Below are 25799 nucleotides of genomic sequence, written 5' to 3'. Positions count from 1 at the left end.
TGCTGAAGAAAAGGTTTTTTCTTGTGAGAAAGGAGCCGTTTAGGCATGATTGAGCGCTTTATCCCCTGAATATGTGGTACAACTTGCTGGGTTGTGTCAATCCTGTCCCGTTTTCGTGATTTCCCGCTCTCGTCATATGGAGGTGTGTTGTGTCCAGCTGGATCGATCCGGCCATTCTGGCTCTGTTTATCCCGACCTTTTTCTTTGTCTCGGTGACCCCGGGCATGTGCATGACCCTGTCGATGACTCTGGGGATGAGCCTGGGGGTGCGCCGCACCCTGCACATGATGTGGGGGGAGCTGATCGGCGTCGGGCTGGTCTCGGTGTTGTCGGTGATCGGGGTGGCAGCCATCATGCTCAACTATCCGGGGATCTTCGCCGCCTTCAAATATGTGGGGGGCGCCTATCTGGTGTGGCTCGGCATCCAGATGTGGCAGGCCAAGGGGAAGATGGCCATTCCGGCGGATCTCTCGGCCGGTCAACAGACCAGCGCCATGGGGCTGGCGCTGCAGGGTTTCGTCACCGCCATCGCCAACCCCAAAGGGTGGGCCTTCATGATCTCCCTGCTGCCCCCCTTTATCTCTGCCGACAAGCCGATGGCGCCGCAGATCAGCGCGCTGGTGGCGCTGATCCTGGTCATCGAGTTCTCCTGCCTGCTGCTCTACGCCAGCGGTGGCCGCACCCTGCGCCACTTCCTCGCCAAGAGCGGCAACGTCACCCTGATGAACCGCATCGCCGGTACTCTGATGCTGGGGGTGGGAGTCTGGTTGGCGCTTGGTTGAGCGCTGTCAGTGACCCGCACCAGACAAGAAAAATGCCACCGGTCGGTGGCATTTTTTATGGGCGCAGGGTGGCTCAGCGAGGCTTGAAACGCTCGACCCAGGGGTTGGCGGTGAGGCCGTGCAGGATGACGCTCAATATGATGGTGCAGAGCACGGTGGCGATGATGGGACGCTGGCCAATCAGGGCAGGCTCGTTTTGCAGCACCATCACCGCAAAGACGATACTGGCAAGGCCCCGCGGGCCGAACCAGCCGATAAAGAGCTTGAGCTCCGGCTTGAGGTCGGTGCCGATGAGGCTCAGCCAGACCGGTAGCATCCGTAGCAGGGTGAGGCTGGCAATGGCATAGATCCAGTATTGCCAGTGCAGCAGCTCGGGCAGGATGGGCATCAGGGTTGCGCCAAACACCATCCAGATCACCACGGAGAGCAGGTCGCCGTAGCCTTCGCAGCTGTCCATATAGGCGTGCTTGTGCTCGCCAAGGCGCCGTCCCATCAGCAAACCACCGACGAAGGCGGCGATAAAGCCGCTGCCACCGAGAGTCTGGGCCAGTGCAAAGCAGAGCAGGGCCAGCCCCGGCATGGTGAGCTGGCGCCAGAGCGGCAGTTGCCAGCCGTTGAGATAGGAGATTTTCAGTAGCCAGATGGTGAGGCTGGTCAACACAAAAGCGACCAGCAGGCCAATACCGATCTCCTCCAGCATCAGGGTTATGGCCAAGGTGGCGGTGCCTGCGTGCTGCTCTGTGGGGGCGATAAGAGCCAGCAGCAGAAGCAGCACCGGCACGCAGATGCCGTCGTTGAGGCCGCTCTCCTGATTGAGCCCTTCACGCACCGGTGCCGGCACCGCGGGGTTGCTTACCACCGCCTTGCCGAGCGCCGCATCGGTGGGGGCGAGAATGGTCGAGAGGATGGCCATCTCCAGCAGTGGCAGGTCGGGGAAGATCCAGTGGCCAAACAGGGCGCCACAAAGCAGGGTGAGGGGCAGGCCAATCAGCAAAAGCCGGATGGGGAGTTGGCGGTTGGCCAGCAATACCTGCCAGTTGGTGTTGGCGGCATCGTTGAACAGCACAATCACCAGAGTCAGCTCGGCCAGCAGCTTGATGCCGGCGCTGTCGATAGAGAGGGAGAGCAGCTCCAGCCCACCGGGTCCCAGTAGCCAGCCGGTCAGCAGAAAGAGCAGGGGGCCGTTGACCAGTTTTGACTCGAAGCGCCCCGCGATCAGGCTGTAGACCAGCAAGAAGGCGGCGATCACCGCCAGATTCTGGTAAAGCAGGTGTGCATCCATACAACCTCCTTTCTGCCCCCGCAGGGGTGGTTTAATCGGTCAGGCAGTCGGGATCAAACACATACTCCCCGTCCAGCCAGCGCACGATTTCGTCGACGCAGGATTGGTCACGAAACGGCAGATAGCGCGCCTTGAGGGCGGCAATCTGCTCAGGGGTGAGCTGTGCCAGCCCCAGATCCTGAAACAGCGGCAGGTCGGCCTCGATCATCGCCGAAATCTGCGGGCCGCAGGTGGCGTTGAGGGCGGCATGCAGCGCCTTGTCGGGGTCGTACTGCTTGCCGAGCCGGTAGCTCATCGGCAGGGTAGCGAGGGGCAGGGCGGAGAGTGCTGCCTGTTTCATCGGGTTGACCGCGTGGCCAGAGACCAGCTCTGCCAGCTCGGCAGGGCGATTCTCGAAGGCGCGCAGATGCAGGTAGCTGCTCGCCTTGCTGCCATCGTTAACCGGGTAGTTGTCCCACAGGAAGGGCTTGCGGCCGAGCAGTTCGGTCACCTGCTTGAGGTGACTGGCTGGATATTCGCTGGAGCAGACCTTGGGGCCGGTCCAGAAGATCTCGAAACGGCGATCGAGCTGCTCGCCAAGCTCCTCCAGATAGCGGGGAGGCATGGCGCCAAACACCTTCTCCAGCACCGGATCGGTCGAGTAGTAGCTGGGGCAGAATATAAGGCTGCTTGCCTTGCTGTGGGCCGCGATATCGTGGGCGATGGTGAGCTGGTGACGGGCCAGATCCGGGGCATCCCCCTTCATATCGTCAAACAGCACAGCCAGAATGTCAGGCTGCAGCATCTCGTCGATGAGGCGCACTTTCTCAAGCAGCGCCGAGCGTTTGCGATCGTAGTCGTGATGAGCCCCCATGGGGCTCAAGCCCACCCCGAAGGCGAGTCCGTTGGCGCGGCACTGGCGCGCCAGCTCGGCGAGATCGGCCAGCTGCTGCTCGGGCCAGGGGAGGGCCCAGTGCTTGCGCAGATAGCCATCCTCTTTCGGTGCATAGATATAGAAGCCGTAGCCGTGGCGTGGCAGCCACTGGGCGTAGCGGGCGCGGGCCTGCCAGCTCCATCCCTTGCCAAAAAAGCCTTCAATGACCCCCAGATTGGCAGCGGGGGGCAGGGGGCCGGACAGCAAACTTTGATATGGCATAACACTCTCCCTTCTTGCTGGGGACTTGATACGGGACGGTCGGTCAGACCGGGTCCTCTTCCTGAAAGCGCACCCCGATCTTGCTCGGCACGCTCTCGTCCATTTCGGCCACGGTCCAGATCAGGCCCTGCCATTCGATGTTGTCACCGACCACCAGATTATCGCCCAACTGACTGGCAATAAAATCGCCCAGTGTCTGATCCGCCACCTCGCTCACATCCAGCCCGTAGAGAGGGGCGAGATCCACCAGCCGTGCCGCTGCTTCCAGCAGGAAGTCACCGAAGAAGCGGGGGCCGAGATCCTGCTCCGGCGCCTGGCTAAAGAGCTGGCCGAGGGCAGGGAGGTCACGTTCGTGACCGATGACGCAGAGGATGTCATCGGCCTGCAGACAGGTACTGCCCGAGGGGTGGAGCAGCTCGCGGCCGCGAAACAGGGCGCAGATCCGGGTGCCGGTGGGCATCTGCAGATCCCGCAGTGGCGAGCCGATGCACCACTTCTCCTCCCCCAGCTGGTAGACGAAGGTCTCCCACTGGCTGTCGAGATCGATCTCGAGCCCGGAGCGGTTGATGGGCGACGGCGGTGCCGGTACCTCCACCCGCGCCAGTTTTGATGCCAGCGGTAGCGAGCTGCCCTGCAAAATCAGCGAAACCAGCACCACGAAGAAGGCGACGTTGAAGTAGAGCTGGGCGTTGGGCAGCCCCGCCATCATGGGGAAGACCGCCAGAATGATGGGCACGGCGCCGCGCAGGCCGACCCAGGAGATAAACCAGCGCTCGCGGGGGGCGAAGTTCTTGAACGGCAGCAGCCCAATCCAGACCGACACCGGGCGGGCAAACAGGATCATCCACATCGCCAGTGCCAGCGCGGGCAGGGCGATGGGCAGCAGCTTGTGGGGGGAGGCGAGCAGCCCCAGCACCAGAAACATGCCGATTTGGCTGAGCCAGGTCAGACCGTCCAGCACCGACAATGTGGTGCTGCGGCTGCGCAGGGCGAGGTTACCGAGCAACAGACCGGTGAGATAGATGGCTAGAATGCCGCTGCCACCGACCGCCGTGGTGAGGGCGAAGATGAGCAGACCGCCGCTGACGGTGAGCAGCGGATAGAGCCCCGGCGCCAAGCGGGCTGTGTTGATAAGACGCCATAGCAGCCAGCCGCCGCCAAGGCCAATCCCGGCGCCAAGACCAAACTGCTTGACCAGTTGCAGCAGCAGGAAGCCCGAATCCAGTCCTTGCTGGGCGGTGGCGAGCACCTCGATTAGGGTGACAGTGAGAAACACCGCCATGGGGTCGTTGCTGCCTGACTCTATCTCCAGAGTGGCGCTCACCCGCTCGTTGAGACTGCGCCCGCCGAGCAGGGAGAAGACCGCCGCCGCATCGGTGGAGCCGACAATGGCGCCGATCAGCATCCCCTGCATCAGGTTGAGGCCAAACAGCCAGGCGGCGGCGAGCCCCGTCAGGCCGGTGGTGATGGCCACACCGATCGTCGCCAGCGACAGGGCAGGCCAGAGCGCCACCCGGAACGAGGAGACCCGGGTACGCATGCCGCCGTCGAGCAGAATGATGGCAAGCGCCAGGTTGCCCACCAGATAGGCGATGGAGTAGTCAGCGAAGTGGATGCCACCTGGGCCATCCTCACCGGCCAGCATGCCGACGGCGAGGAAGATAACCAGAATGGGAATACCGAGGCGGGAAGAGAGGGCGCTCAACAGTACGCTGGCTCCCACCAACAGGGCAGCGACAAAAAAGAAACTGTTGATGGTAGCGGCATCCAAGGGCGAACTCCTTCCTGGTAATGTGCAAAGTAGGCACATTATATGCAGTTAGGCCCCCCTTGTGTGGCTTATTTGTGCATCAATTTGCACTTTCTTACATTTTTCATCCCTTTTTTCAGCATGGCCGCGCCATATTCTGACTGTGACGGGGTTAACGAAAGCGGAGTCAAAGGAGCGTCGATATCAGGATGCGCAGGGAGGATAGGGCGGGGAAAAGCGAAACGGCACAGCAGAGGGAGAGGGGAGCACAAGGGCGCTCCCCACGGGATGGGGCAGGATTCAGTCGTCCTCGTCATCCTTCACTTCGCGGATCTTGTCCTTGTAGTTGGGCAACTGCTTTTCCAGCCGTTTCATGTCTTTGATGGCATTGAGAAACAGCCCGAGCAGGAACAGCAGCGGCAACCCTATCCACAGCCAGAGATTCATGGGATTTTCCTTTCGTCAGGACAGGTGGTGACATAACGGGCCAAAATTTCATCAAGGTTGGCCAATATGGTCGACTTGCCTTCAATATCCACCTGTTGCAGGCAAAGCGCCAGTGCCGCTGGATCGAGCCGCAGCTCGTCGGACTCCAGCGAGAAGCTGATATGCCAGGGCTCGTAGGCGACCCCGCTCCCCGCCCCGACCGGCTTGGCATAGGGCAGGAAGAAACCGAAATCCCCCATATGGTCGGTGAGCCACTCGCTGAGATCTGCAAACCAGCCCCCGGCTTCATACTCCCACGGCTCCAGCGCCAGTTTGGTATCGGCGGGCAGGCAGTCCGGGTCGTAGATGTCGAGATCGGTCCCCCAGTGGTGACGGCTGGTGCCGGGCAGGGCACTCCAGCGCAGGATGGCGTGCAGCCGCTCTACCTCGCTTAGTTGCAGGGCATCGATGGGCTGGCTGTTGGCATCGAGCAGTGGCCGTTCGCCGCGCCACTTGCCATTCCAGATGGCGAGCTGGCGCTCGAAGCTGCGCCAGCTGGAGGCCGCCTGCAGGTTGAACCCCTCATAGGCGGCCGCAACCTGCATGTCGTTGAAGGCCGCCGCGGTGGCGGCAGTCAGACGATGGGGGCCGCGTCCCACCAGAATAAGGTGGCTCTCGTCGAGCCCCAGCAGTTGTTCCTGCGTCATGCCAGCAATCTCTCGAGCACCCCTTGGTACATGTCCGCCAGCAGATCCAGATCGTCCGCCTTCACGCACTCGTTCACCTTGTGAATAGTGGCGTTGACCGGCCCGAGCTCAATCACCTCGGCGCCAGTGGGGGCGATAAAGCGCCCGTCGGAGGTGCCGCCGGTGGTGAGCAGGGCTGGCTGCTGGCCATTGACCGCCTCGATGGCAGAGACTGCCGCCGTCAGCAGTTTGCCGGTGTCGGTGAGGAACGGCTGGCCGGAGAGGGTCCAGCTCAGCTGATAATCGAGGCCATGTTTATCCAGCAGCGCCTCGACCCGCTCACGGATATCCAGGTCGGTCAGTTGGGTGCTGAAGCGGAAGTTGAACTGCACCTGCAGCTCGCCCGGAATGACGTTGGAGGCGCCGGTGCCGGCCGAGATGTTGGCAATTTGGAAGCTGGTGGGGGGGAAGTAGGCGTTGCCCTCATCCCACACGGTGGCAGCGAGTTCCGCCAGCGCTGGCGCGGCTTTGTGAATGGGGTTGTCAGCCAGATGGGGATAGGCGACATGGCCCTGCACCCCGCGTACCAGCAGATCGCCGGTGATGGAGCCGCGGCGGCCATTTTTCACCACATCCCCGACCACTGCGGTGGAGGAGGGCTCGCCGACGATGCACCAGCGGATCTTCTCGTTGCGGGCCTCCAGGGTATCGATCACCCGGGTGGTGCCATTGATAAAGGGCCCCTCTTCATCGGAGGTGATGAGAAAGGCGATGGACCCGGTGTGATCCGGATGCTCGGCCACGAAGCGCTCGACCGCCACCACCATGGAAGCCAGCGAGCCTTTCATGTCGGCGGCGCCACGGCCGTAGAGCACGCCATCCTTGATGGTCGGCTCGAACGGCGGGGTGTGCCATTTGTCCAGCGGCCCGGCAGGCACCACGTCGGTGTGACCGGCGAAGCAGAACAGCGGCCCCTTGCTGCCACGGCGGGCCCAGAGGTTGGTGGTGTCCTCAAACACCATGGGTTCGATAACGAACCCGATCCTGGCGAGGCGCTCCGCCATCAGGGTCTGGCACCCTTCATCGAGGGGGGTAACGGAGGGGCGGCGGATCAGATCCTTGGCCAGTGCGATGACATCCGACATCAGTTGTCCTTAGTTGTCCTTAACGGGAAAAGAGGGATTGGTAGTGATCAGCCTTGAAACCCAGAGTCAGTTCGCCGTCACGGTCGAGCAGCGGACGCTTGATCATGGCCGGATGTTCCAGCAGCAGGGCGCGCGCCTTGGCGGTGTCGAGCCCCTGTTTGGCCTCATCCGGCAGGGCGCGGAAGGTGGTACCGCGACTGTTGAGCAGGGCTTCCCAGCCGAGTTTTGCCAGCCAGCTGTCCAGATTGTCCGGGTTCAGGCCGTCGGCGCGGTGGTCGTGAAAGCGGTAGTCGATACCGGCCTCATCCAGCCACTTGCGGGCTTTCTTGATGGTGTCGCAATTCTTGATGCCATAGAGGGTGATGGCCATGGGGAGTCCTTCTCTTGTGGGCGCTGGCCGTGGCCGTGCCCGAAAATCCGAATCAACAGAGTGCAAGGGCCCGATTCTGGCATTGTGGCAATCCCATGGCAACGCCGATGGTCCGGCTCGCGGGTTTTACCGGAACTGGTCACACCTGAACGGCGATTTTGAGCACAAGGTCAGAAGCAGTGGGGCTGGCGTGCCCGATGGGGTTGGGTATTGCGGGAGAAGATCGACTATTGCAGGAGAAAAAGAGAAGGGGGCAAACGCCAGATAGCCAAAACGCGCCAGCGGGCGCGTTTTGGTCGGCATCATCAAGCACCTCAATCAGTGCAGGGTGGTCCACTCATGGTCAAAGACCCGGGCCCGTTCCCAGGGTGCATCAGGCAGGCTGGAAGAGAGGCCAGTGTATTTGCCCACGTCGTCCACCACGATGGCGGAGAGGATCGGCAGGTTGTTTTCGGTGCAGTACATGCGGATGCGTTGCAGCAGGGTGCGCAGTTCATCCTGGCACTGCTCAAGCCCGGCCTGCTTGGCCAGTTTGGAGTAACGAATGGTAGTGCGTTCCTTTGCAGACTCGACGAGGATGTCCCACAGCTTGTAGTCGCAGGTCGAAGCACCTGCGGTGGCTTGGCTTGTCATAACTCTCTCCGGCGCGAAATGGTCGCTATATGTCGAAGCGCATCTTCGCCAGTTCGGCGCCGTCATATGTTGATCCAACGCAAAAAAGAGGGGAGTCGCGTCACACAATTCCCGGATATGGGGTGATAAAGGTTTTTCGGTAGTTGAAATAACGAAAAATTGTTACATGGACGACATATTATGCTAATGAATCACGGTGACGGCACCTTTATTGATAGGGATCAAAGGCAAACAGTGGTCAGATCACTAGATTTCGCTCTTCGATAAATTTATCAGGAGTGAATATTGGAACTTTTATTCGTCTTGCTCGTTCTGGTCGCCGTGGTCTACGGCATCATCAAGGATTACAACCCGCAGGCGGTGCTGGCGCTGGCGGGCATGGCCATTTTTGCAGTGGCTTACTGGCTGGGGCTGCACCCCATTCTCCCCGCTGACAAGAGCACCGGTTTCGCCCTGTTCGACCTGTTCGAAGTGTTCAAGGGGATCTTCTCCTACCGCGCGGCGGGCCTCGGCCTAACCATCATGGCGGTGGCGGGTTTTGCCACCTACATGTCCCATATCGGGGCCTCCCAGGCGCTGGTGCGGGTGGCGGTCAAACCGGTGGCGGGCATCCAGTCCAGCTATCTGATGCTCTCCATCTGCTATCTGGTGGCGGTATTCGTCTCCCTGTTCGTCACCTCCGCCACCGGCCTTGGCCTGCTGTTGATGGTCACCATGTATCCGGTGATGCGCAACCTCGGCATCAGCCCGGCCTCCGCCTGTGGTGTCATCGCCACCTCACAGGCGTTTGAAATTGGCCCGACCCAGACCAACGCCATCTTCTCCGCCGGCCAATCCGGCATGGATCCGACCAGCTATTTCGTTGACTACCAGATCTGGCTGGTGGCTCCCATGCTGCTGGTGACCATGGTGCTGCACTTCTTCTGGCAGCGTCACTGCGATCGCAAGGATGGCTGGGATCCGGCGCTCCATCGCGGCGATCACGCCGAGCTGGACGAGCAGGGCACCGAGAGCGTGCAGGCGCCCACCTGGTATGCCCTGCTGCCGATCATCCCCTTCGTGCTGATGATGACCTTCTCCAAGCTGCTGGTGAGCAACATCAAGATGAGCGTGGAGGTGGCCATGCTGCTGTCGGTCTTTATCGGCATGCTGTGCGAGCTGCTGCGTAGCCGCTCGGTGCGTACCGCTTTTGCCGGGCTGTCGAGCTTCCTCGATGGCATGGGCAAGGTGTTTGGCCCCGTAGTGGCGCTCATCGTTTGTGCCGAGCTGTTTGCCGAATCCCTCAAGGCCATCGGCGCCATCGATACCCTGCTGCACTCTGCCAGCAATGCCGGTATCGGCAGCGGTCTGATGACGCTGGTGATGGTGGCGCTGATCATGGTGGCGGCGGTCATCATGGGATCCGGCAATGCGGCGTTCCTCAGCTTCTCGACCCTGGCACCGGCGGTGGCGGCCAAGTTTGGCGTACCTGCGGTGACCATGCTGCTGCCGATGCAGCTCGCTTCCAGTATCGGCCGTACCGTCTCTCCCATCGCGGCTGTGCTGATCGCCTGTGCGGGGATTGCCAAGGTATCGCCCTTTACCGTGGTCAAGCGCACCAGCGTGCCGATGGCGGGGGCGCTGGTGACGGCGCTGACCCTCAACTATCTGCTGTTCATGTAGTGATGCGGGTTATGTAGTGGTGTTTGGAATTTACCGGTCGGGTGGGTGGCATGGCTGCCCGCCTTTTTCTCACTGTGTCGCTTTGTTGCAATAGACGATCGGCCATCAACGCTGATTGTTGCATGGAGAAGATAATGACAGTTGTAAAGAGCCCGTTTTCCCTTGATAGCTATCTGGCCGATCTGGCCCCGCTCATCAACCTCGATTGCGGTACTCGCACCCCGGCCGGGGTAGCGACAGTGGCCGACATCATGACCGAGAAATATGAGGCCATCGGCTGGCAGGTGACTCGCCACCAGTTCGCTGCCGAGTGCGGCCCCTGCCTCGAGATCACCAATGCGCCGGGTGCCGATCACTACGACGTGATGCTGTGCGGCCACATGGATACCGTCTTCCCCGAGGGGACGGCGGCCAAGCGCCCGCTGAAAATCGAAGGCAATCAAGCCTTTGGCCCCAGCGTGTCGGACATGAAGAGCGGCCTGCTCTCTATCTGGTATGCCCTCAAGGAGATGGATCCGGCATTGCTTGCCAAGCTCAAGGTGCTGGTCTGCTACAACTGCGACGAAGAGATTGGCTCCCCTTGGTCGAAAGATTGGCTGGTGGAGAAGGCCAAACAGAGCGGCTGCGTGCTGGTGGCCGAGGCGGCTCGTCCCAACGGGGATCTCATCAGCGCCCGCAAGGGCAATGCCAAATATCGCATCACCTTCCACGGCAAGGCGTCCCATGCCGGTTCGGCCCTCACCGAAGGTGTCTCTGCTATCACCGAGCTGGCGCATTGGGTGCTGGCCATCAACGAGCAGGTCAACATGACCACGGGCACCACCATGAACGTCGGCGTGGTACAGGGCGGCACCGGCGTCAACGTGGTGCCGGACTTTGCCGAGGCGATCGTCGATCTGCGCTTCTGGAGCAACGAAGAGGCCGCTGCGGTACACGACCGGCTCACCTTTATGGCCAACAACCCCTTCCTCGCGGGTTGTCGGGTCGAGGTGGATCGCCAGACCTTCAAGCCGGCGATGCGCCCGAGCGGTGACACCGAGGCGTTGATGGCGCTGGTGGAGGCGGCAGCCAAGGAGGAGGGGATCCCCTTCAACTGGCTGGAGGCCGGTGGCGGCTCGGATGCCAACTTCACCGCCGCCGCGGGTGTGCCGTCCCTCGATGGTTTCGGCCCCATGGGGGGCGGTTTCCACTCGGAGGCGGAGTTCCTGTTGCTCGACAGCATCGAGCCACGCATCCGCCTGCTGCAGCTGGTGCTGGGCAAGCTGGCGAAATAAGCCGGTTTATTCCTTGTTCGGGTCGTCATGGCCCGCTCAAAACTGGCCCGATCAAACCCAAACGGGAGGCTGTTGCCTTCCGTTTTTTTATCTCGATTTTTCGCGTGTCCCTGAACGAGCGAGCCAGATGGCCTGAGGCCGTTATCCCTGTGGCTCGGCCAGATAGGCCAGATGATCCTGCCGCGCCACCTGCCAGCCATCGAGGTGCAGCGGGGCGGCAAAGCCCGGGCCGTCGGTCACCATGGTGTGGTATTCCCCCTGCTCGCCGCAGGCATCGAAGCCCTCGCGCTCGGCCAGTTGCTGCAGATCGCTGAGGGTGGCGGCATCGAGGGTGCGCCCAGTCCACTCGGGGGCCAGTACCCGGGTATCGACGCAGGAGAGGTGGGCGACGATGCCGCGGGCCAGCATATCCGCCAGCAAGGCTTGACGAGATTGTTGCCAGAGCGGGGTATGGACGGTGAGATCCAGCGGCTGGCAGCGTTCGCGGATCCAGTTTGGTGCGCCGCCCACGCTGTCGATATCGCCGGTGACTACGCCATCGAGTTGCCACTCCTCCTTGAGCCGTGCCAGTGCCCGCTCATAACCGAGATCGAACGGCGCTTCTATGGTGACCAGTAGATGGGGCAGCCCGAGGGCTTCCGCCTGACGGTGCACCAGCGGCAAGGGGTGAGCGAGAAATCGGGGTTCTGGCGGCGCAAAGGTGGCCAGTGCCACCACCTGATGGCCCGCTTGGCGGGCATTACAGAGGGCCAGCATGGCATCTTTGCCACCGCTCCAGAGCAGGATGACGCGAGACATGGATGAGATTCCAATGGTGAACGAGGGGGCATGCTACCCAGCGGCGGGGGCAGAGGTAAAGGCATAGTGTCCGGAAATGGCGGCGGGGAAATGGTTGGGGTCACAGAGCGGGAAAAAGCAGGCCCCCGAAGCGGGGGCCTGTATTGCAATAGCGTGGTAAACGCCGCTGCGATTAGAGCAGGATGCTGGTGAGGATAAAGCCCAGCGAGCAGGAGGTCACCACCCCGATCAGCCCCGGAATGATGAAGCTGTGGTTGATGATGAACTTGCCGATGCGAGTGGTGCCGGAGCGGTCGAAACCGATACAGGCCAGATCGCTCGGGTAGGTCGGCAGCACGAAGTAGCCGTAGCTCGCCGGCAGGAAGGCGATCAGCAGCTTGGGTTCGACACCCAGCGCCAGACCCATGGGGGCGATGGCGGTGAGGGCGGCGGCTTGGCTGTTTACCAGCTTGGAGATGAGGAAGAGCACCAGGGCGTAGGTCCAGGGCTGGGCTTGTACCACATGGGCCAGAGTCTCTTTGAGCAGCGGCATGTGAGCCTGGAAGAAGGTCTCACTCATCCAGGCAACCCCGAATACGGAGAAGATGGCGACCATGCCTGCCTTGAAGACGGCACCGTTGGCGATCTCGCCCGGCTTGACCTTGCAGCGCATCAGGATGATGGCACCGGCGATCAGCATCATCATCTGGATCACCAGGTTCATGGAGAGCGGGCCAGTTTTGTCCTTGATGGTGAACACCGGACGCAGACCTTCGTTGGCACCGAGCAATACCACGGCAGCGATGGCGGCGAAGAAGATCCAGGTAGACCAGTAGGCCTCTTTCGGGAACTTGGTGTTAAGCAGGGTCTCGCCACCACCGTAGATGAAGGCGCGCTGCTCCGGGTCTTTGATCTTGGCCTGGAACTCTTCATCCTTGTCCAGATCCTTGCCGCGACGCAGGCTCCACAGGGCTGCCACGATGACACCGGTAAGGGAGGAGGGGATGGCGATCATCAGGATGTCGAGCAGGCCGTAAGCCTGACCGATACCGTGACCGGCTGCCAGAATGGAGACCATAGAGACCACGGCAACGGAGACCGGGGAGGCGCAGATGGCCATCTGGGAGGCAACGGAGGCGACAGCCATCGGGCGCTCGGGACGGATGTTCTTCTGCAGCGCGATGTCAGCGATGATGGGGAACATGGTGTAGACCACGTGGCCAGTACCGCACAGGAAGGTGAGGGTCCAGGTCGTGAGCGGCGCCAGGATAGTGATGTATTGCGGGTGACGGCGCAGCAGACGCTCGGCCACTTGCATCATCAGGTTGAGGCCACCGGCAGTCTGCAGGGTGGCGGCACAGCCGATCACCGCCAGAATGGTCAGCATTACCTGAACAGGCGGTTCGCCTGGCACCAGGCCGAAGACGAAGGTCAGCAGGAAGAGACCGATACCACTGATGAGACCGAGTCCCATGCCCCCAAAGCGGGTACCCAGCAGCAAGCAGCCGAGTACCACTAAAAATTCCATCAAGATCATTCCGTTACCTCGTGTGATTCAACCCATATTGCCGCGGGTAGCCTGAACCATGAATTGTCATTGTCTGTTTTATTTAGCCCAAAAGGGTTAGTTGCTATTCTGCTCCCCTGAAAAAGTGAAAAAATTGAGTTACTTCAATAACTCGATGAATTTTTGATTAAACCACTTAAAAACCACGTACTAACAAAAACATTATTTTTGTCACCAAGTGGTATCACTCGGGGCCAAGCCATCGGGTGGTCATGGCGGCAGCACAGAGCGGCAACAGGGCTGCAGAGGAGGGGCATAAAAAGGGCTCGATGGCGGCAGAAGAGGGTGAAAAAACCAGCGCTCAGGCTATTTTTGCCAGCAAGGGCTGACTTCGGCGGGTTGGCTCACTTGGCCGCAGGGGCTTGCTGCAGATAGCGGCGCTGATAATCCTCGCTCAGCTTGGCAATATCCAATCTGGCAATGGCCTTCGCCACCCGTTGCTGCAACGCCAGCTGATCGGGGCGAAACATGATGTGCAGGCTCTTGTGTTCGAGGATCTTCGGGTGAAATTGCAATCCGGCGCTGCTCAGCTTGCGATCATGGTTGATGAGCCAGTGAAAGACATCCCGGTCGATAACCGCCAGATCGAGCCGGTCGCGCTGCAATTTGCGCAGGTTGAGCAGGTCGGAATCGACGGCGGCAGTGTTGAGGCGCTTGCTGGCCATCAGGGCATCGAATTCACGGGTGTTGACGTATCCCTCCACCACGCCGATCCGGTAGGGGGCGAGATCCGTGAGCTGTTGCCAGGGGATGGGGGGGCCTGAGCGCTGCGCCATGCCCAGCACGCTGTCGCCCACGCTGGGGGAGTTGCGCCACAGGGTCGGCAGGGTGTCGGAGAGGTACTCGGGAAAATAGCCGCTATAAGGCTGGGTCGGGTCGGCCGCCAGCCGCACCGCCCGCTGCCAGGGATAGAAGTCGAACGTCACTTCCAGCCCCGCTTCGGCAAAGGCGCGTTTGACGATATGACCGGTGAGGCCGCCATCGGGCAGGCTCTGGCTGGTGTAGGGGGGCCACTCCAGGGTGGTCAGACGAACGGGCTCGGCCCACAGTTGAACAGGCATGCAGGACAGCAATAGCGAGAGCAGCAGGCGATATCCCATAGGCGACGAGTTCCTTGTGCCGGTTGATCCTGAGTATCACCCATAACGGTGACAATAAAAAAGCCGACCCACAGGTCGGCTTTTGCAATGCAGTGGCAAGATGCCGCTGATCAGAACTCGGCGGTACGCGGAGTACGCGGGAACGGGATCACGTCGCGGACGTTGCCCATGCCGGTCACGTAGACTACCAGACGCTCGAAGCCCAGACCGAAGCCGGAGTGCGGCACGGTACCGAAGCGACGCAGGTCGCGGTACCACCAGTAATCTTCCTTGTTCAGGCCCATCTCGGCCAGACGGGCATCCAGCACGTCCAGACGCTCTTCACGCTGGGAACCACCGATGATCTCGCCGATGCCCGGTGCCAGTACGTCCATCGCGGCAACGGTCTTGCCGTCGTCGTTGAGGCGCATGTAGAAGGCTTTGATATCTTTCGGGTAGTTCTTCACCACCACCGGAGACTTGAAGTGCTCCTCGGCCAGATAGCGCTCGTGCTCGGAGGAGAGATCGATACCCCAGGAGACCGGGAACTCGAACTTCTTGCCGCAATTTTTCAGCACTTCGATGGCGTCGGTGTAGTCGATCTGGGCGAAGTCGGAGGAGACGAAACGCTCCAGACGGCCGATGGCATCCTTGTCCACGTGCTGGGCGAAGAACTCCAGATCGTCGCGACGCTCGGTCAGTACGGCGTTGAAGACATACTTCAGCATGGCTTCGGCCAGTGCGGCGTTATCTTCCAGATCGTTGAAAGCCACTTCCGGCTCAACCATCCAGAACTCGGCCAGGTGGCGGCTGGTGTTGGAGTTTTCAGCGCGGAAGGTCGGGCCGAAGGTGTAGACCTTGGAGAGGGCGCAGGCATAGGTTTCGGCGTTCAGCTGGCCGGATACGGTCAGGAAAGCCTCTTTGCCGAAGAAATCTTCGTTGTAGTCCACCTTGCCGGCGTCGGTGCGCGGCAGGTTTTCCATGTCCAGAGTGGAGACGCGGAACATCTCGCCGGCACCTTCGGTGTCAGAGGCGGTGATGAGCGGGGTTGCAACCCAGAGGAAACCCTCTTCGTGGAAGAAGCGGTGGATGGCTTGCGCCAGGCAGTGACGAACGCGGGTCACTGCGCCAACGATGTTGGTGCGCGGGCGCAGGTGGGCCTGTTCACGCAGGTATTCGATGCTGTGGCGCTTGGCGGCCATCGGGTAGGTGTCCGGATCTTCGACCCAGCCGACTACCTTCACCTCGGTCGCCTGCAGTTCGAAAGCCTGGCCGCTGCCCTGAGAGGCGGCAACCACGCCGGTCACTTCCACGGAGCAGGCAGTGGTCAGACGCAGCACTTCATTCTCGTAATTGGCCAGGGTATTGGGGACAACTGCCTGTACCGGATGGAAACAGGAGCCATCGGAAATGGCCAAAAATGAGATCCCCGCCTTGGAATCACGGCGAGTCCGGATCCACCCTTTGACAGTTTGGGTGGTGCCGACCGGATACTTACCGGCCAGCACATCTACTACGGATGCGTGCGTCATCGAAATATTGTCTCCAGCTTGTTCTTGCAGCGCTATTTGCAACACTAGGGAGTCTGGCCCGGGCACAGATGGCCCACCATGGCAGACTAAGCCGTCAATCTTACCCGCGCGGGTTTGATAAACAAGCAAAAATGTCGGACTCTGGTGGGGTTTTCGGCATGGTTCACTCAACAAGAGTGTCACGGGCGCAGGAGAGGTGGGTGAAAGATCGGCGGCATGGGCCAGATTGGCTGACACGGGTGTTGCAGGGGCTGGTGATGCTCTGCTGGGGCGGCTTTATCGTGCTGCTCTCCCTTTACCACTATGCCCGGCCCGAAATTGCCTACGGTTTTCTGGTCTATGGCGGGATCGAGGTGCGCGATTATTGGGACCCGGCCCTTACCCCCTGGTTGGTCTACGGGCTCTGGAGCTGTTGCGCCCTGACGCTGGCGGTGTTGCTGCTGGAGCGCAAGCGCAGCCGCCGTCAGGATGACTCCCGGCATGTCAATCTGGCCATTCTGCTATTGGTGCTGATCGCCAGTCTGCTTTTCTACTACGTCGGTTAAGCGCCCGCCTCAGCGGGGCTGATCCGGCTCCTGCCTGCTGGCCTTGGTGCGCTTGCCGAGTTGGCGCTCCACGCTGTCGAGCATCTGGTTGTAGGCCACCGCCACCCGGCCAATCTCGTCGCCGTCATCCCCCTCCAGCCGGTGACCGAAGTCGTGCAGGTCGGTGGCCTCTTCCATGGAGCGGGTCAACTGGTTGAGAGGGCGCACGATCCAGGTGCGGATGACCCAGAGGGTCAGCAGCAGTCCCATCCCGAAGATGCCGGTGAGAATGAGCGCCGAGGTGAGAATATTCTGCTCGACCCGGGTAAACAGCGAATCGAGGGAGTAGTCAAAGCGCACGGCCCCTAACACAGTGTTCTCCGGCACCAGATGACAGCTGGTGCAGTCGGTGCCGCGAAAATCCTTCTTGGCCAGTAGTGGTCGGGTGACCACCAGACGGCTGTGCATGCCGTTGTGCACCACCTCCAGACTCCCTTTGCCCGCCAGAGCCAGCTCATCAAACTCATCTTTTACCTGTTCTGTCTCCCGTCCTGGCCCGAACTGTTTGCTCACCGCGTCGCCACGTACGATGCGGGCATCCTCCACATGGGCGTGGTCGAGAAATTTGCCGCGCAGGGTATCGCGGGCATCCATCTTGCCGGTCAGCATCAGCATGTTGAGGCCGTCGAAATAGGCTTCGGTCTGCTCGCGGCTCTGCTCCTTGATGAGGGTCAGGATGAGATCGCGCTCGCGCACCGCCTGATAGGCTGCGGAGAAGACCAGTACCATGGAGAAGATGAAGAGCAGGAAAAAGTTGATTTTGGCAGCAATGGAGAGGCGCATGAGCAGTCTTTCTTGATGGTAAAACCGCAGCAGTTTACCCCTCTTGGGGCCTCAGGTCTGGTGTTTTGCTCACATTACGGCAAGTGAAACTGCACTGAAGTGGATAAAGTTGCCCTCTTTATATATCAAATGCCGGTAGTCAAACGGGCGGCTGCGATGGCCGCCCGCTGCATGCATTAAAACTCGCCCTCGGTGATGGCCTGACGGATGGCGCCGGTCAATACCCTCAACTCTTCAGGGGGGATGACGAACGGGGGCATCAGGTAGACCAACTTGCCAAAGGGGCGGATCCAGGCGCCCAGTTCGACAAACTTGCGCTGGATGCGCGCCACATCCACCCGTTCCTTCATCTCCACCACCCCGATGGCACCGAGCACCCGCACATCGGCGACCGCCGGGTGCAGGGTCAGCTCTACCAGCTCGGTACGCAGCTGATGCTCGATGGCGCGCACCCGCTCTTGCCAAGGTGAGGCCAGCAGCAGATCGATGGAGGCGTTGGCCACCGCGCAGGCGAGGGGATTGCCCATAAAGGTGGGGCCGTGCATAAAGACCCCCGCCTTGCCGTCACAGATGGTATGGGAGACATGCTCGGTGGTCAGGGTCGCCGAGAGGGTGAGGTAGCCGCCGGTAAGCGCCTTGCCCAGACACATGATGTCGGGGCTGATCCCCGCCCAGTCGCAGGCAAACAGCTGGCCGGTGCGGCCAAAGCCGGTGGCAATCTCGTCAGCAATCAGCAGCACGCCGAACTCGTCGCACAGGGCACGCACCCACTGCAGGTAGCGGGGGTGGTAGAAGCGCATGCCGCCAGCCCCTTGCACTATGGGCTCAAGCACGATGGCGGCGATCTCTTCGTGATGATCCGCCATGAGTGTCGCCAGCTCCACCACGCACTGCTCGTCCCATTCGGCGTGGAAGCGGCAGCTGGGCGCATCGACAAAATAGTGTTCCGGCAGAAACCCCTTGTAGAGCTCATGCATGCCGCCATCGGGATCGCAGACGCTCATGGCGCCAAAGGTGTCGCCGTGATAGCCGCTGCGCAGGGCGACAAATTTGGCTCTGGGCGTCCCCCTGGCGTGCCAGTACTGCTGGGCCATCTTGAGCGCCACTTCCACTGCCACCGAGCCGGAATCGGCCAGAAATACCCGATCAAGCCCCTTCGGAGTGATCTCCACCAGCTTGCGGCAGAGCTCGACCGCCGGGGCGTGGGTGAGGCCGCCAAACATCACGTGGGACATCTTGCCGAGCTGGGCGGTGGCGGCAGCATCCAGCTCCGGCACCTGATACCCGTGCACGCAAGCCCACCAGGAGCTCATGCCATCCACCAGTTTGCGGCCATCGCTGAGGGTGATGGTCACCCCTTTGGCGCTGGCCACTTCATAGCAGGGTAGGGGGTGAGTGAGGGAGGTATAGGGGTGCCAGATGTGGTGCAGGTCGAATTCTTGGTTGGTCATTTGTTGTTCTGTTGTCAATTGGTTTGATCTGGTCGGTGTTGACAGTCTACGCGTGCTCTCTACACTAGCCAACAATTTCAGCCACTTGGCACTGCGCATCACCCTGAGCGCGCAGGCCCGGCGGCGGGTTTTGTGGCCGTCCATCCCAAGATGGCGGGCGCAGGATCCCACTAATAACAACCGGAAGCCATGTATGAATGCTCTCACCGTGGGCGGTCACGCCCTTCGTCATGACTGGACCCTCGCCGAGGTTCAGGCCCTGTTTGCCCTGCCATTCAACGATCTGCTGTTTCAGGCCCAGACCGTCCACCGCGCCCACTTTGACCCGAACGAAGTGCAGGTGAGCACTTTGCTTTCCATCAAGACCGGCGCCTGCCCGGAAGATTGCAAATACTGTCCCCAGAGTGCCCGTTATCACACCGGCCTCGAAGCCGAGCGGCTGATGGAGGTGGAGAAGGTGCTGGAGCGGGCCCGCGAAGCCAAGGCCAACGGCTCGTCCCGGTTCTGCATGGGGGCTGCCTGGCGCAACCCCAAAGAGAAAGACATGCCCTACATCATCCGGATGATCGAGGAGGTGCGCGGGCTCGGTATGGAGACCTGCATGACGCTAGGGATGCTCACCGCCGATCAGGCGGCGCGTCTCGGGGCCGCGGGGCTTGATTACTACAACCACAACCTCGATACATCGCCGGAGTTTTACGGCGAGATCATCTCCACCCGCACCTATCAGGATCGGCTCGATACCCTGGAGCATGTGCGCAGCGCCGGCATGAAGGTCTGCTCCGGTGGTATCGTCGGCATGGGCGAGCAGGCGAAAGATCGGGCGGGCCTCTTGATGGCGCTCGCCAATCTGCCGCGCCACCCGGAGAGTGTGCCCATCAACATGCTGGTCAAGGTGAAGGGAACGCCGCTGGAGAACGAGGAGAACCTCGATCCGTTCGAATTTATCCGCACCATCGCCGTGGCACGGATCATGATGCCTGCCTCCCATGTGCGCCTCTCTGCCGGGCGGGAGAAGATGAACGAGCAGATGCAGGCGATGTGCTTTATGGCGGGGGCCAACTCCATCTTCTACGGCTGCAAGTTGCTGACCACCCCCAACCCGGACGAGAACAGCGATATGCAGCTGTTCAAGCGACTCGGTATTCGTCCCGCCCAGCGGGCCCAGAAGCCGGATCAGGTTCAAGAAGAGGAGCTGCTGGCCGAGGTGAGCCGCCAGAGCGAGCCCACCGAGATGTTTTATGACGCCACCCGCCCCCGTGCCGGGGCTGCGCGGTCATGACTGGCCCTGCAGTAACGGGCCCCTTTGGGTTGGGCACGGCGCTGGCCGAGCGCGAGCAGGCGGGTCTGCTGCGCAACCGCATCGCGACCGACGGGGCGAGTGGCGGGCGGCTCAGGGTTGCAGGGCGCGAATACCTCAATTTTTCCGCCAACGACTATCTGGGGCTGGCAGATCATCCCGCCATCAAGACCGCCTTCAACGCGGGGATTGAACGCTATGGCGCGGGCTCCGGCGCCTCGCCGCTGGTGACTGGTTACAGCCGTGCCCACCAACAGCTTGAGAAGACCTTGGCCGAGTGGCTCGGGGTGGAGGCGGTGCTGCTGTTCAACTGCGGTTTTTCGGCCAATCAGGCGGTGCTCAAAGCGCTGCTCGGCAAGGAGCATCTGCTGTGGCAGGACAAACTCAACCACGCCTCTTTGCAGGAGATGGGCAGCCAGCTCCCTTGCAAGATGAAGCGTTTTGCCCACAACGATATGGCGGCTCTTGAACGGCAGCTTGAGCCAAATCGCGGACTGATTGTCTCGGAAGGGGTGTTCAGTATGGACGGGGATCAAGGCCCCTGGGCTGAGCTCACAACCCTGGCCGCCCGGAGCGGCAACTGGTTGATGATCGACGATGCCCACGGTCTTGGTGTGCTGGGAGCCGAGGGGCGCGGCACTCTGGCGGCGCAAGGGGTTCCTCCTGCCAGCGTACACATCCAGATGGGCACTTTTGGCAAGGCGCTTGGCGTCGCTGGCGCCTTTATCGGCGGCAGCCGCGAGCTGGTGGAGTATCTGGTCAACTTCGCTCGCCACTATGTCTACAGCACCCATATGCCCGCCGCGCAGGCTTGCGCGGTCAGCAAGAGCATCGAACTGGTGCGCGCGGCTGATGAGTCCCGCGCCCATCTTGGTAAGCTCATCGCTCGCTTCCGGCAAGGGGCAAAGGAACAGGGTTGGCAGCTTGGCGCGAGCGATACCCCGATCCAGCCGTTGCTGGTGGGGGAGAGCAGTGTTGCCCTGCAACTGGCAGAACGGCTGCGGGAACGCGGCGTCTGGGTGAGCGCCATTCGCCCGCCCACGGTGCCGGTCGGTACGGCCCGGCTGCGCATTACCCTGAGCGCGGCTCACCGCGAGCAGGATCTGGATCGCCTGCTCGATGCCTTGGGGGTCTGCCTTGCAGCGACAACGGTTAGGGAGGTTTGCCATGGTTGAGCGTTTTCAAACGGTCGACAAGGCGCAGCTTGCTCGCCGTTTTGGCGCCGCCGCTCGTCACTACGATGCCCATGCCCGCTTTCAACAGGAGGTGGGTCAGGCGTTGCTGGAATGGATGCCGAGCAGGCCGGTTGGCACTGATCTGACGGTGAGCGGGCTGGATCTGGGCTGCGGCACCGGTTTTTTCTTGCCCCAACTGGCGAACCGTTGTCACCAGCTGGTGGGGCTGGATCTTGCCCCCGGCATGCTGGCGCAGGCCGCCTTGCGTGGCAGCGGCGCCCGCCTGCTCTGCGGTGATGCGGAGCAGCTTCCTTTCGCCGATAACACATTCGACTGGGTTTTCTCCAGTCTGGCGTTGCAGTGGTGCGAGCGTCCGGCCCAGGCTTTTGGCGAGCTGCTGCGGGTGGTCAAACCGGGCGGCCAGATCTTTTTCTCGACCCTGCTCGATGAGTCGCTCTGGCAGTTGCGAGCCGCCTGGCAGCAGCTTGATGGTCGCGCCCATGTCAATCGCTTCCTCAGCCTGCCACAATTGGAGCAGGCGCTGGCGAGCGCCGGGGTATCTGCTCCCGAGCTGCGTTGTATCACCTGGGATCTAGCCTATCTTGAATTGCCGCAGTTGTTGCGCGATCTCAAGGGGATTGGGGCCAATCAGGTCAATGACAATCAGGGGAGTGCCGCCCCGGCCGGTCTGAGCGGTCGCGCCAGATTGCAGCAGCTGGCGCAGGCGTATGAGGTGTTTCGCCAGCCCGATGGCAGGCTGGTCGCCAGTTATCGGGTGTGCCTCGGCCGCCTCAGCAAGCCTCGCTGAGCGCCGGGAATCGCATTGTGTGCAGGGTAGTCAACGGGCCCTGCCAAGGAGAGAACCGTATGAAATCATTCTTTATCACCGGCACCGATACCGATGTGGGCAAGACGCTGGTGGCGCGCACCCTGCTGCGCGAATTCAGCGCACAGGGAATCAAGTGCGCGGGTTACAAGCCGGTCTCGGCCGGATGTGCTCGCACTCCGGACGGGCTGCGCAACCTGGATGCCGTTCTGTTGCAGGAGGCGGCGAGTCTGCCGCTGCCCTATGAGGTGGTCAATCCGTTCGCCTATGAGCCGCCGATTGCGCCCCACATCGCCGCCAGCGAGGCGCGCCAGCCTATCACCATGCAGGGGTTGAGCGAGGGGCTACGCAAGATTGAACAGGTCGGGGCCGAGCTGGCGGTAGTGGAAGGGGCGGGGGGCTGGTATCTGCCGCTCGATCGCAAGCATCTGCTGTCGGACTGGGTCAAGCAGGAGAACATGGCGGTGATCATGGTGGTGGGGGCCAAGTTGGGTTGCCTCAACCATGCGCTGCTCACCTTTGCCGCCATTCGCAATGATCAGTTGCCGGTAGCGGGGTGGGTAATTAATCGGCTCCATGGTTCCATGAGCCATTATCAGGAAAATCTGGACACCCTGAGGGGCTTGCTGCCAGCCCCCTTCCTCGGCGAAATTCCGTTTATAAACAATCCGCTTGAAGCCGATTTGCAGGGGCGTCTCGATATCTCGCCGCTACTTTGACGGCATATTCAGCGAACATTCATCGAATCTCCCTAGAATGTCGACATTAACATGATCAGGTGGGGATCCCGAGTGATCCCCGGTCATGTCCCTTATCTTCACAAGGAGTCTATATGAAGCGAATTATGCTATTCCTGGTGACCAACCTGGCCGTCATGCTGGTGCTGGGGGTGGTACTCAATATCCTGTTCTCGGTTCTGGGGATCAACAAGTCCAGCATTTCCGGGCTGTTGGTGTTCTGTGCCGTGTTCGGTTTTGGGGGTTCCTTTATCTCCTTGCTGATGTCCAAGTGGATGGCCAAGCGCAGCTATGGCGTCCAGGTCATCGAGCAACCCCGTAACGAGACCGAGCACTGGCTGGTGAGTACTGTGGCCCGTCAGGCCCGCGAAGCGGGTATCAAGATGCCGGAAGTGGGGATCTACGACTCTCCCGAGATGAACGCCTTTGCCACCGGCGCCCGCCGCGATGATTCGCTGGTGGCGGTCTCCTCCGGCCTGCTCTACAGCATGAGCCGTGACGAGGCGGAAGCGGTACTGGCCCACGAGGTGAGCCACGTGGCCAACGGCGACATGGTGACCCTGACCCTGATCCAGGGGGTGGTGAACACCTTCGTGATGTTCTTCGCCCGGATCGTGGCTGGCGTGATCAGCAACTTCTTCAGCTCCAACAACGAGGAAGAGAGCAGCAGCACCGGCGGTTTTGCCTACATGATCACCGTGTTCGTGCTGGAGATGCTGTTCGGTATTCTGGCCTCCATCATCGTCATGTGGTTCAGCCGTCAGCGCGAGTTCCGTGCCGATGCCGGTGCCGCCAAGCTGGCAGGTCGCGACAAGATGATTGCCGCCCTTGAGCGCCTCTCTCGCGGTGCCGAGCCGCAGCTGGAAGGCTCCATGATGGCTTTTGGCATCAACGGCAAGCGCTCCATGAGCGAGCTGTTCATGAGCCACCCGCCTATCGAGCAGCGCATCGCCGCCCTGCGTGGTTGATAGATACTGAATGACGGGGATACCCCGAATAAAAAACGGCTGCCTTCGGGCAGCCGTTTTGCTTTTCAGCGTTCTTTAAAGCTTGAAGTGTCCCATCTCCTGGCGCAGTACCCGTGACAGCTGCTTGAGCTTGGCCGCCTCTTGGGACACGTGACGGGCGGCATCCCCCGATTGCTCGGAGAGGGAGGTGATGTTGCCGACGGTAGAGACTACCTCGTTGGCGGCGGTGGACTGCTCGCGCAGGGTGTGGCTGATCTCCCCCATCAGGCCGGTGAGGTTGGAGGCGTGGCTCTGGATGCTGGCGATCGCCTCGCCGGTCTGGTTGGCCAGCGTGACCCCGCGAGAGACGTTGTTGACCGTGTTCTCCATGCTGCGGATGGAGGCATCCGCCCCGCTCTGGATTTTGCTAATCATCCCGGTGATCTGCTGGGTTGAGGCCGCCGAGCGACTGGCCAGATTGCGCACCTCGTCGGCCACCACCGCAAAGCCGCGACCCTGTTCACCGGCCCGCGCTGCCTCGATGGCCGCGTTGAGAGCCAGCAGGTTGGTCTGATCGGCGATGCCGCGGATCACCCCGATGATCTCCGAAATCTGCTGGGTATGGCCGTTGAGCTCGGAGATGGTGCTGGCCGCATCCCCCACAGTGGTGGAGATATTCTCGATGCTGCCAAGCGTCTCTTTAATGACCCCCGACCCCTCCTCCAGGGTATTGGCGGAGACCTTGCTCAGCTCATCGGCATGGGTGGCGTTGTCGGAGAGGTGGCTGATGCTCACTACCAGCTCCTCAATGGCGGCGGCCATGGTTTGGGTGCTGGTTTGCTGATCGGTGGCAAACTGGGCAGTCTGCTCGGCGATTTGGGCAATGCTGTCAGCAGAGTGTGACAGCTCCTCGGTGGAGTGAGAGACCTTGGCGATGATCCCCTTGAGGGTGGTCTGCATACCGCCGAGCAGGCCGATCAGGCTCTCTTTCGATCCTGGCGGCACCTTGATGGGGCGTGAGAAGTCCCCTTCCGCCATCATATGGAGATCCGTCTTGAGCTGCTCGACCGAGGTGCCCACCAGATCGAGCAGGGAGCGATAGGTGCGCCAGAGGAAGAACATCAACACCAGACCGAGGGCGATAAAGAGATAGCGCAGCATATCGGTATTGGCGATGGCGCTCTCGACTGCCTCATGGTTGCGCTGCTCCATCATCACGTAGAAGTCATCGATGGGGGACATGATGCGCCCCTTGTTCTGGTGATAGGCCTTGTCATGCATCATGGCGATGGCTTTTTGCTGGTTGGCAACCGGATCGCCATCGCTCTGCTGCACCAGCTTGAAGGCGGCGACCTCGGTGTTGACCAGCGCATCCGAGTTGTTTTTGGCCTCGTTCAGTTTGGCGAGTTCACCTTCGGTGAAACCGGCATCCTTCATCAGGTCGATCAGGCCACGGCGAACATTGCTGTCGGGGCGGGGATTCTGGCCGTTGGCGGCGACAAAGTCCCAGTAGATACGGTTGTAGCCATCCGGCCTCGGCTGTTCGCCGTTGCGAATGGCCAGGATCCGCATGTACTGCTGCTCGTAGGCTGGATCCTTGGTGATGACATAGGTGCGCCCGAGTCGGGTCAGATCATCGGAGGATTGGCGCAGCTCATCGGCCAGCAGGTAGGAGACATATTGTTGTCGATAACTCTCTTCCAGTTGTTTACCCGCCCAGCTGTAGGCGAAAAACACCAGTGACAGCAGGATCAGGGTGATGACGGATAGCAGCAGGTTGAGCTGAAAGGCGGGCTTGTTCTGTTCCATGGTATGGGCGTCCTTTCCCTATGGCTGAGTGTCGTATGGAGCATCGCCAAGTCAATGGCTGGCAAGGCTTTTTGCTCTGAGAGTATA

Annotated in this window: 24 protein-coding genes; 9 read left to right on the top strand and 15 right to left on the bottom strand. The window is 61.1% G+C overall.

Annotated elements, in window-relative coordinates:
* Positions 1–149: 149 nt before the first annotated feature.
* Positions 150–782: a LysE family translocator gene (locus ACTG20_RS15870; protein WP_005344345.1), complete on the top strand. Its 633-nt coding sequence runs from the start codon at positions 150–152 to the stop codon at positions 780–782.
* A gap of 73 nt (positions 783–855) precedes the next feature.
* Here ACTG20_RS15870 and ACTG20_RS15865 read toward each other — a convergent pair whose 3' ends face one another.
* The 8 genes from ACTG20_RS15865 to ACTG20_RS15830 all read right to left on the bottom strand — a co-directional run bounded on the left by ACTG20_RS15865 (position 856) and on the right by ACTG20_RS15830 (position 8209).
* On the bottom strand, positions 856–2064 hold the full coding sequence (locus tag ACTG20_RS15865; protein ID WP_439987798.1) for a cation:proton antiporter: 1209 nt from the start codon (positions 2062–2064) through the stop codon (positions 856–858).
* 31 nt (positions 2065–2095) lie between these two features.
* Positions 2096–3199, bottom strand: a complete 1104-nt coding sequence (locus ACTG20_RS15860) for a beta-N-acetylglucosaminidase domain-containing protein (protein ID WP_439987797.1) — start codon at positions 3197–3199, stop codon at positions 2096–2098.
* A 43-nt stretch (positions 3200–3242) separates the two neighbouring features.
* A complete protein-coding gene (locus ACTG20_RS15855; protein WP_439987796.1) occupies positions 3243–4970 on the bottom strand; it encodes a potassium/proton antiporter in 1728 nt (575 codons plus the stop codon).
* Positions 4971–5249: 279 nt separating this feature from the next.
* Entirely contained in the window at positions 5250–5396 is a 147-nt protein-coding gene (locus tag ACTG20_RS15850) for a hypothetical protein (protein ID WP_005337933.1), read from the bottom strand.
* Complete coding sequence (locus ACTG20_RS15845) at positions 5393–6082, bottom strand: M15 family metallopeptidase (RefSeq protein ID WP_194495937.1); 690 nt, start codon at positions 6080–6082, stop codon at positions 5393–5395. Before ACTG20_RS15845 ends, ACTG20_RS15850 begins: the two co-directional genes overlap by 4 nt.
* Complete coding sequence (gene dapE / locus ACTG20_RS15840; protein WP_439987794.1) at positions 6079–7206, bottom strand: succinyl-diaminopimelate desuccinylase; 1128 nt, start codon at positions 7204–7206, stop codon at positions 6079–6081. Before dapE ends, ACTG20_RS15845 begins: the two co-directional genes overlap by 4 nt.
* A 19-nt stretch (positions 7207–7225) precedes the next feature.
* A complete protein-coding gene (locus ACTG20_RS15835) occupies positions 7226–7576 on the bottom strand; it encodes an ArsC family reductase (protein ID WP_439987793.1) in 351 nt (116 codons plus the stop codon).
* 318 nt (positions 7577–7894) lie between these two features.
* Positions 7895–8209, bottom strand: a complete 315-nt coding sequence (locus ACTG20_RS15830; protein ID WP_005337929.1) for a hypothetical protein — start codon at positions 8207–8209, stop codon at positions 7895–7897.
* A gap of 285 nt (positions 8210–8494) precedes the next feature.
* Between ACTG20_RS15830 and dcuC the strand changes: the two genes are divergently transcribed.
* Positions 8495–9871 carry a C4-dicarboxylate transporter DcuC gene (gene dcuC, locus ACTG20_RS15825; protein ID WP_064338340.1) on the top strand — a complete coding sequence of 459 codons (1377 nt, stop codon included), beginning with the start codon at positions 8495–8497 and terminating at the stop codon, positions 9869–9871.
* A 134-nt stretch (positions 9872–10005) separates the two neighbouring features.
* Positions 10006–11145, top strand: a complete 1140-nt coding sequence (locus tag ACTG20_RS15820; protein WP_439987792.1) for a M20 family metallopeptidase — start codon at positions 10006–10008, stop codon at positions 11143–11145.
* A gap of 141 nt (positions 11146–11286) precedes the next feature.
* Here the strand turns inward: ACTG20_RS15820 and ACTG20_RS15815 are convergent, their stop codons facing one another.
* The 4 genes from ACTG20_RS15815 to asnS all read right to left on the bottom strand — a co-directional run bounded on the left by ACTG20_RS15815 (position 11287) and on the right by asnS (position 16100).
* Entirely contained in the window at positions 11287–11943 is a 657-nt protein-coding gene (locus ACTG20_RS15815) for a hypothetical protein (protein ID WP_439987791.1), read from the bottom strand.
* Between the two features lie 172 nt (positions 11944–12115).
* On the bottom strand, positions 12116–13459 hold the full coding sequence (locus ACTG20_RS15810; protein WP_005337916.1) for an anaerobic C4-dicarboxylate transporter: 1344 nt from the start codon (positions 13457–13459) through the stop codon (positions 12116–12118).
* 374 nt (positions 13460–13833) lie between these two features.
* Positions 13834–14589, bottom strand: coding sequence for a substrate-binding periplasmic protein (locus ACTG20_RS15805; protein WP_421300290.1), 756 nt, complete (start codon positions 14587–14589; stop codon positions 13834–13836).
* A gap of 110 nt (positions 14590–14699) precedes the next feature.
* On the bottom strand, positions 14700–16100 hold the full coding sequence (asnS, locus tag ACTG20_RS15800; protein WP_043818544.1) for an asparagine--tRNA ligase: 1401 nt from the start codon (positions 16098–16100) through the stop codon (positions 14700–14702).
* Positions 16101–16300: 200 nt separating this feature from the next.
* On the opposite strand from asnS, the gene ACTG20_RS15795 reads away from it, so the two are divergent.
* Positions 16301–16645, top strand: a complete 345-nt coding sequence (locus ACTG20_RS15795; protein ID WP_005359354.1) for a hypothetical protein — start codon at positions 16301–16303, stop codon at positions 16643–16645.
* 9 nt (positions 16646–16654) lie between these two features.
* Here ACTG20_RS15795 and ACTG20_RS15790 read toward each other — a convergent pair whose 3' ends face one another.
* Positions 16655–17467, bottom strand: a complete 813-nt coding sequence (locus tag ACTG20_RS15790) for a HAMP domain-containing protein (protein ID WP_005350472.1) — start codon at positions 17465–17467, stop codon at positions 16655–16657.
* Between the two features lie 176 nt (positions 17468–17643).
* Complete coding sequence (gene bioA / locus ACTG20_RS15785) at positions 17644–18918, bottom strand: adenosylmethionine--8-amino-7-oxononanoate transaminase (protein WP_194495943.1); 1275 nt, start codon at positions 18916–18918, stop codon at positions 17644–17646.
* Positions 18919–19111: 193 nt separating this feature from the next.
* Here bioA and bioB point away from each other — a divergent pair, with 193 nt between their 5' ends.
* The 5 genes from bioB to htpX all read left to right on the top strand — a co-directional run bounded on the left by bioB (position 19112) and on the right by htpX (position 23924).
* On the top strand, positions 19112–20200 hold the full coding sequence (bioB, locus tag ACTG20_RS15780; RefSeq protein WP_194495944.1) for a biotin synthase BioB: 1089 nt from the start codon (positions 19112–19114) through the stop codon (positions 20198–20200).
* A complete protein-coding gene (bioF, locus tag ACTG20_RS15775) occupies positions 20197–21393 on the top strand; it encodes an 8-amino-7-oxononanoate synthase (protein ID WP_194495945.1) in 1197 nt (398 codons plus the stop codon). Before bioB ends, bioF begins: the two co-directional genes overlap by 4 nt.
* Entirely contained in the window at positions 21386–22201 is an 816-nt protein-coding gene (gene bioC / locus ACTG20_RS15770; RefSeq protein WP_194495946.1) for a malonyl-ACP O-methyltransferase BioC, read from the top strand. Before bioF ends, bioC begins: the two co-directional genes overlap by 8 nt.
* 59 nt (positions 22202–22260) lie before the next feature.
* On the top strand, positions 22261–22938 hold the full coding sequence (gene bioD, locus ACTG20_RS15765; RefSeq protein WP_108542270.1) for a dethiobiotin synthase: 678 nt from the start codon (positions 22261–22263) through the stop codon (positions 22936–22938).
* 113 nt (positions 22939–23051) lie between these two features.
* Complete coding sequence (gene htpX, locus ACTG20_RS15760) at positions 23052–23924, top strand: protease HtpX (protein WP_005337890.1); 873 nt, start codon at positions 23052–23054, stop codon at positions 23922–23924.
* A gap of 75 nt (positions 23925–23999) precedes the next feature.
* On the opposite strand, the gene ACTG20_RS15755 is transcribed toward htpX, so the two are convergent.
* Complete coding sequence (locus tag ACTG20_RS15755; RefSeq protein ID WP_194495947.1) at positions 24000–25712, bottom strand: methyl-accepting chemotaxis protein; 1713 nt, start codon at positions 25710–25712, stop codon at positions 24000–24002.
* Positions 25713–25799: the final 87 nt, after the last annotated feature.

This window comes from Aeromonas sp. 84A, assembly GCF_051919345.1.
Lineage (GTDB): Bacteria > Pseudomonadota > Gammaproteobacteria > Enterobacterales > Aeromonadaceae > Aeromonas > Aeromonas veronii.
Note: the sequence above shows the minus strand (reverse complement) of the source record. Positions and strands in the feature narration are given on the sequence as shown.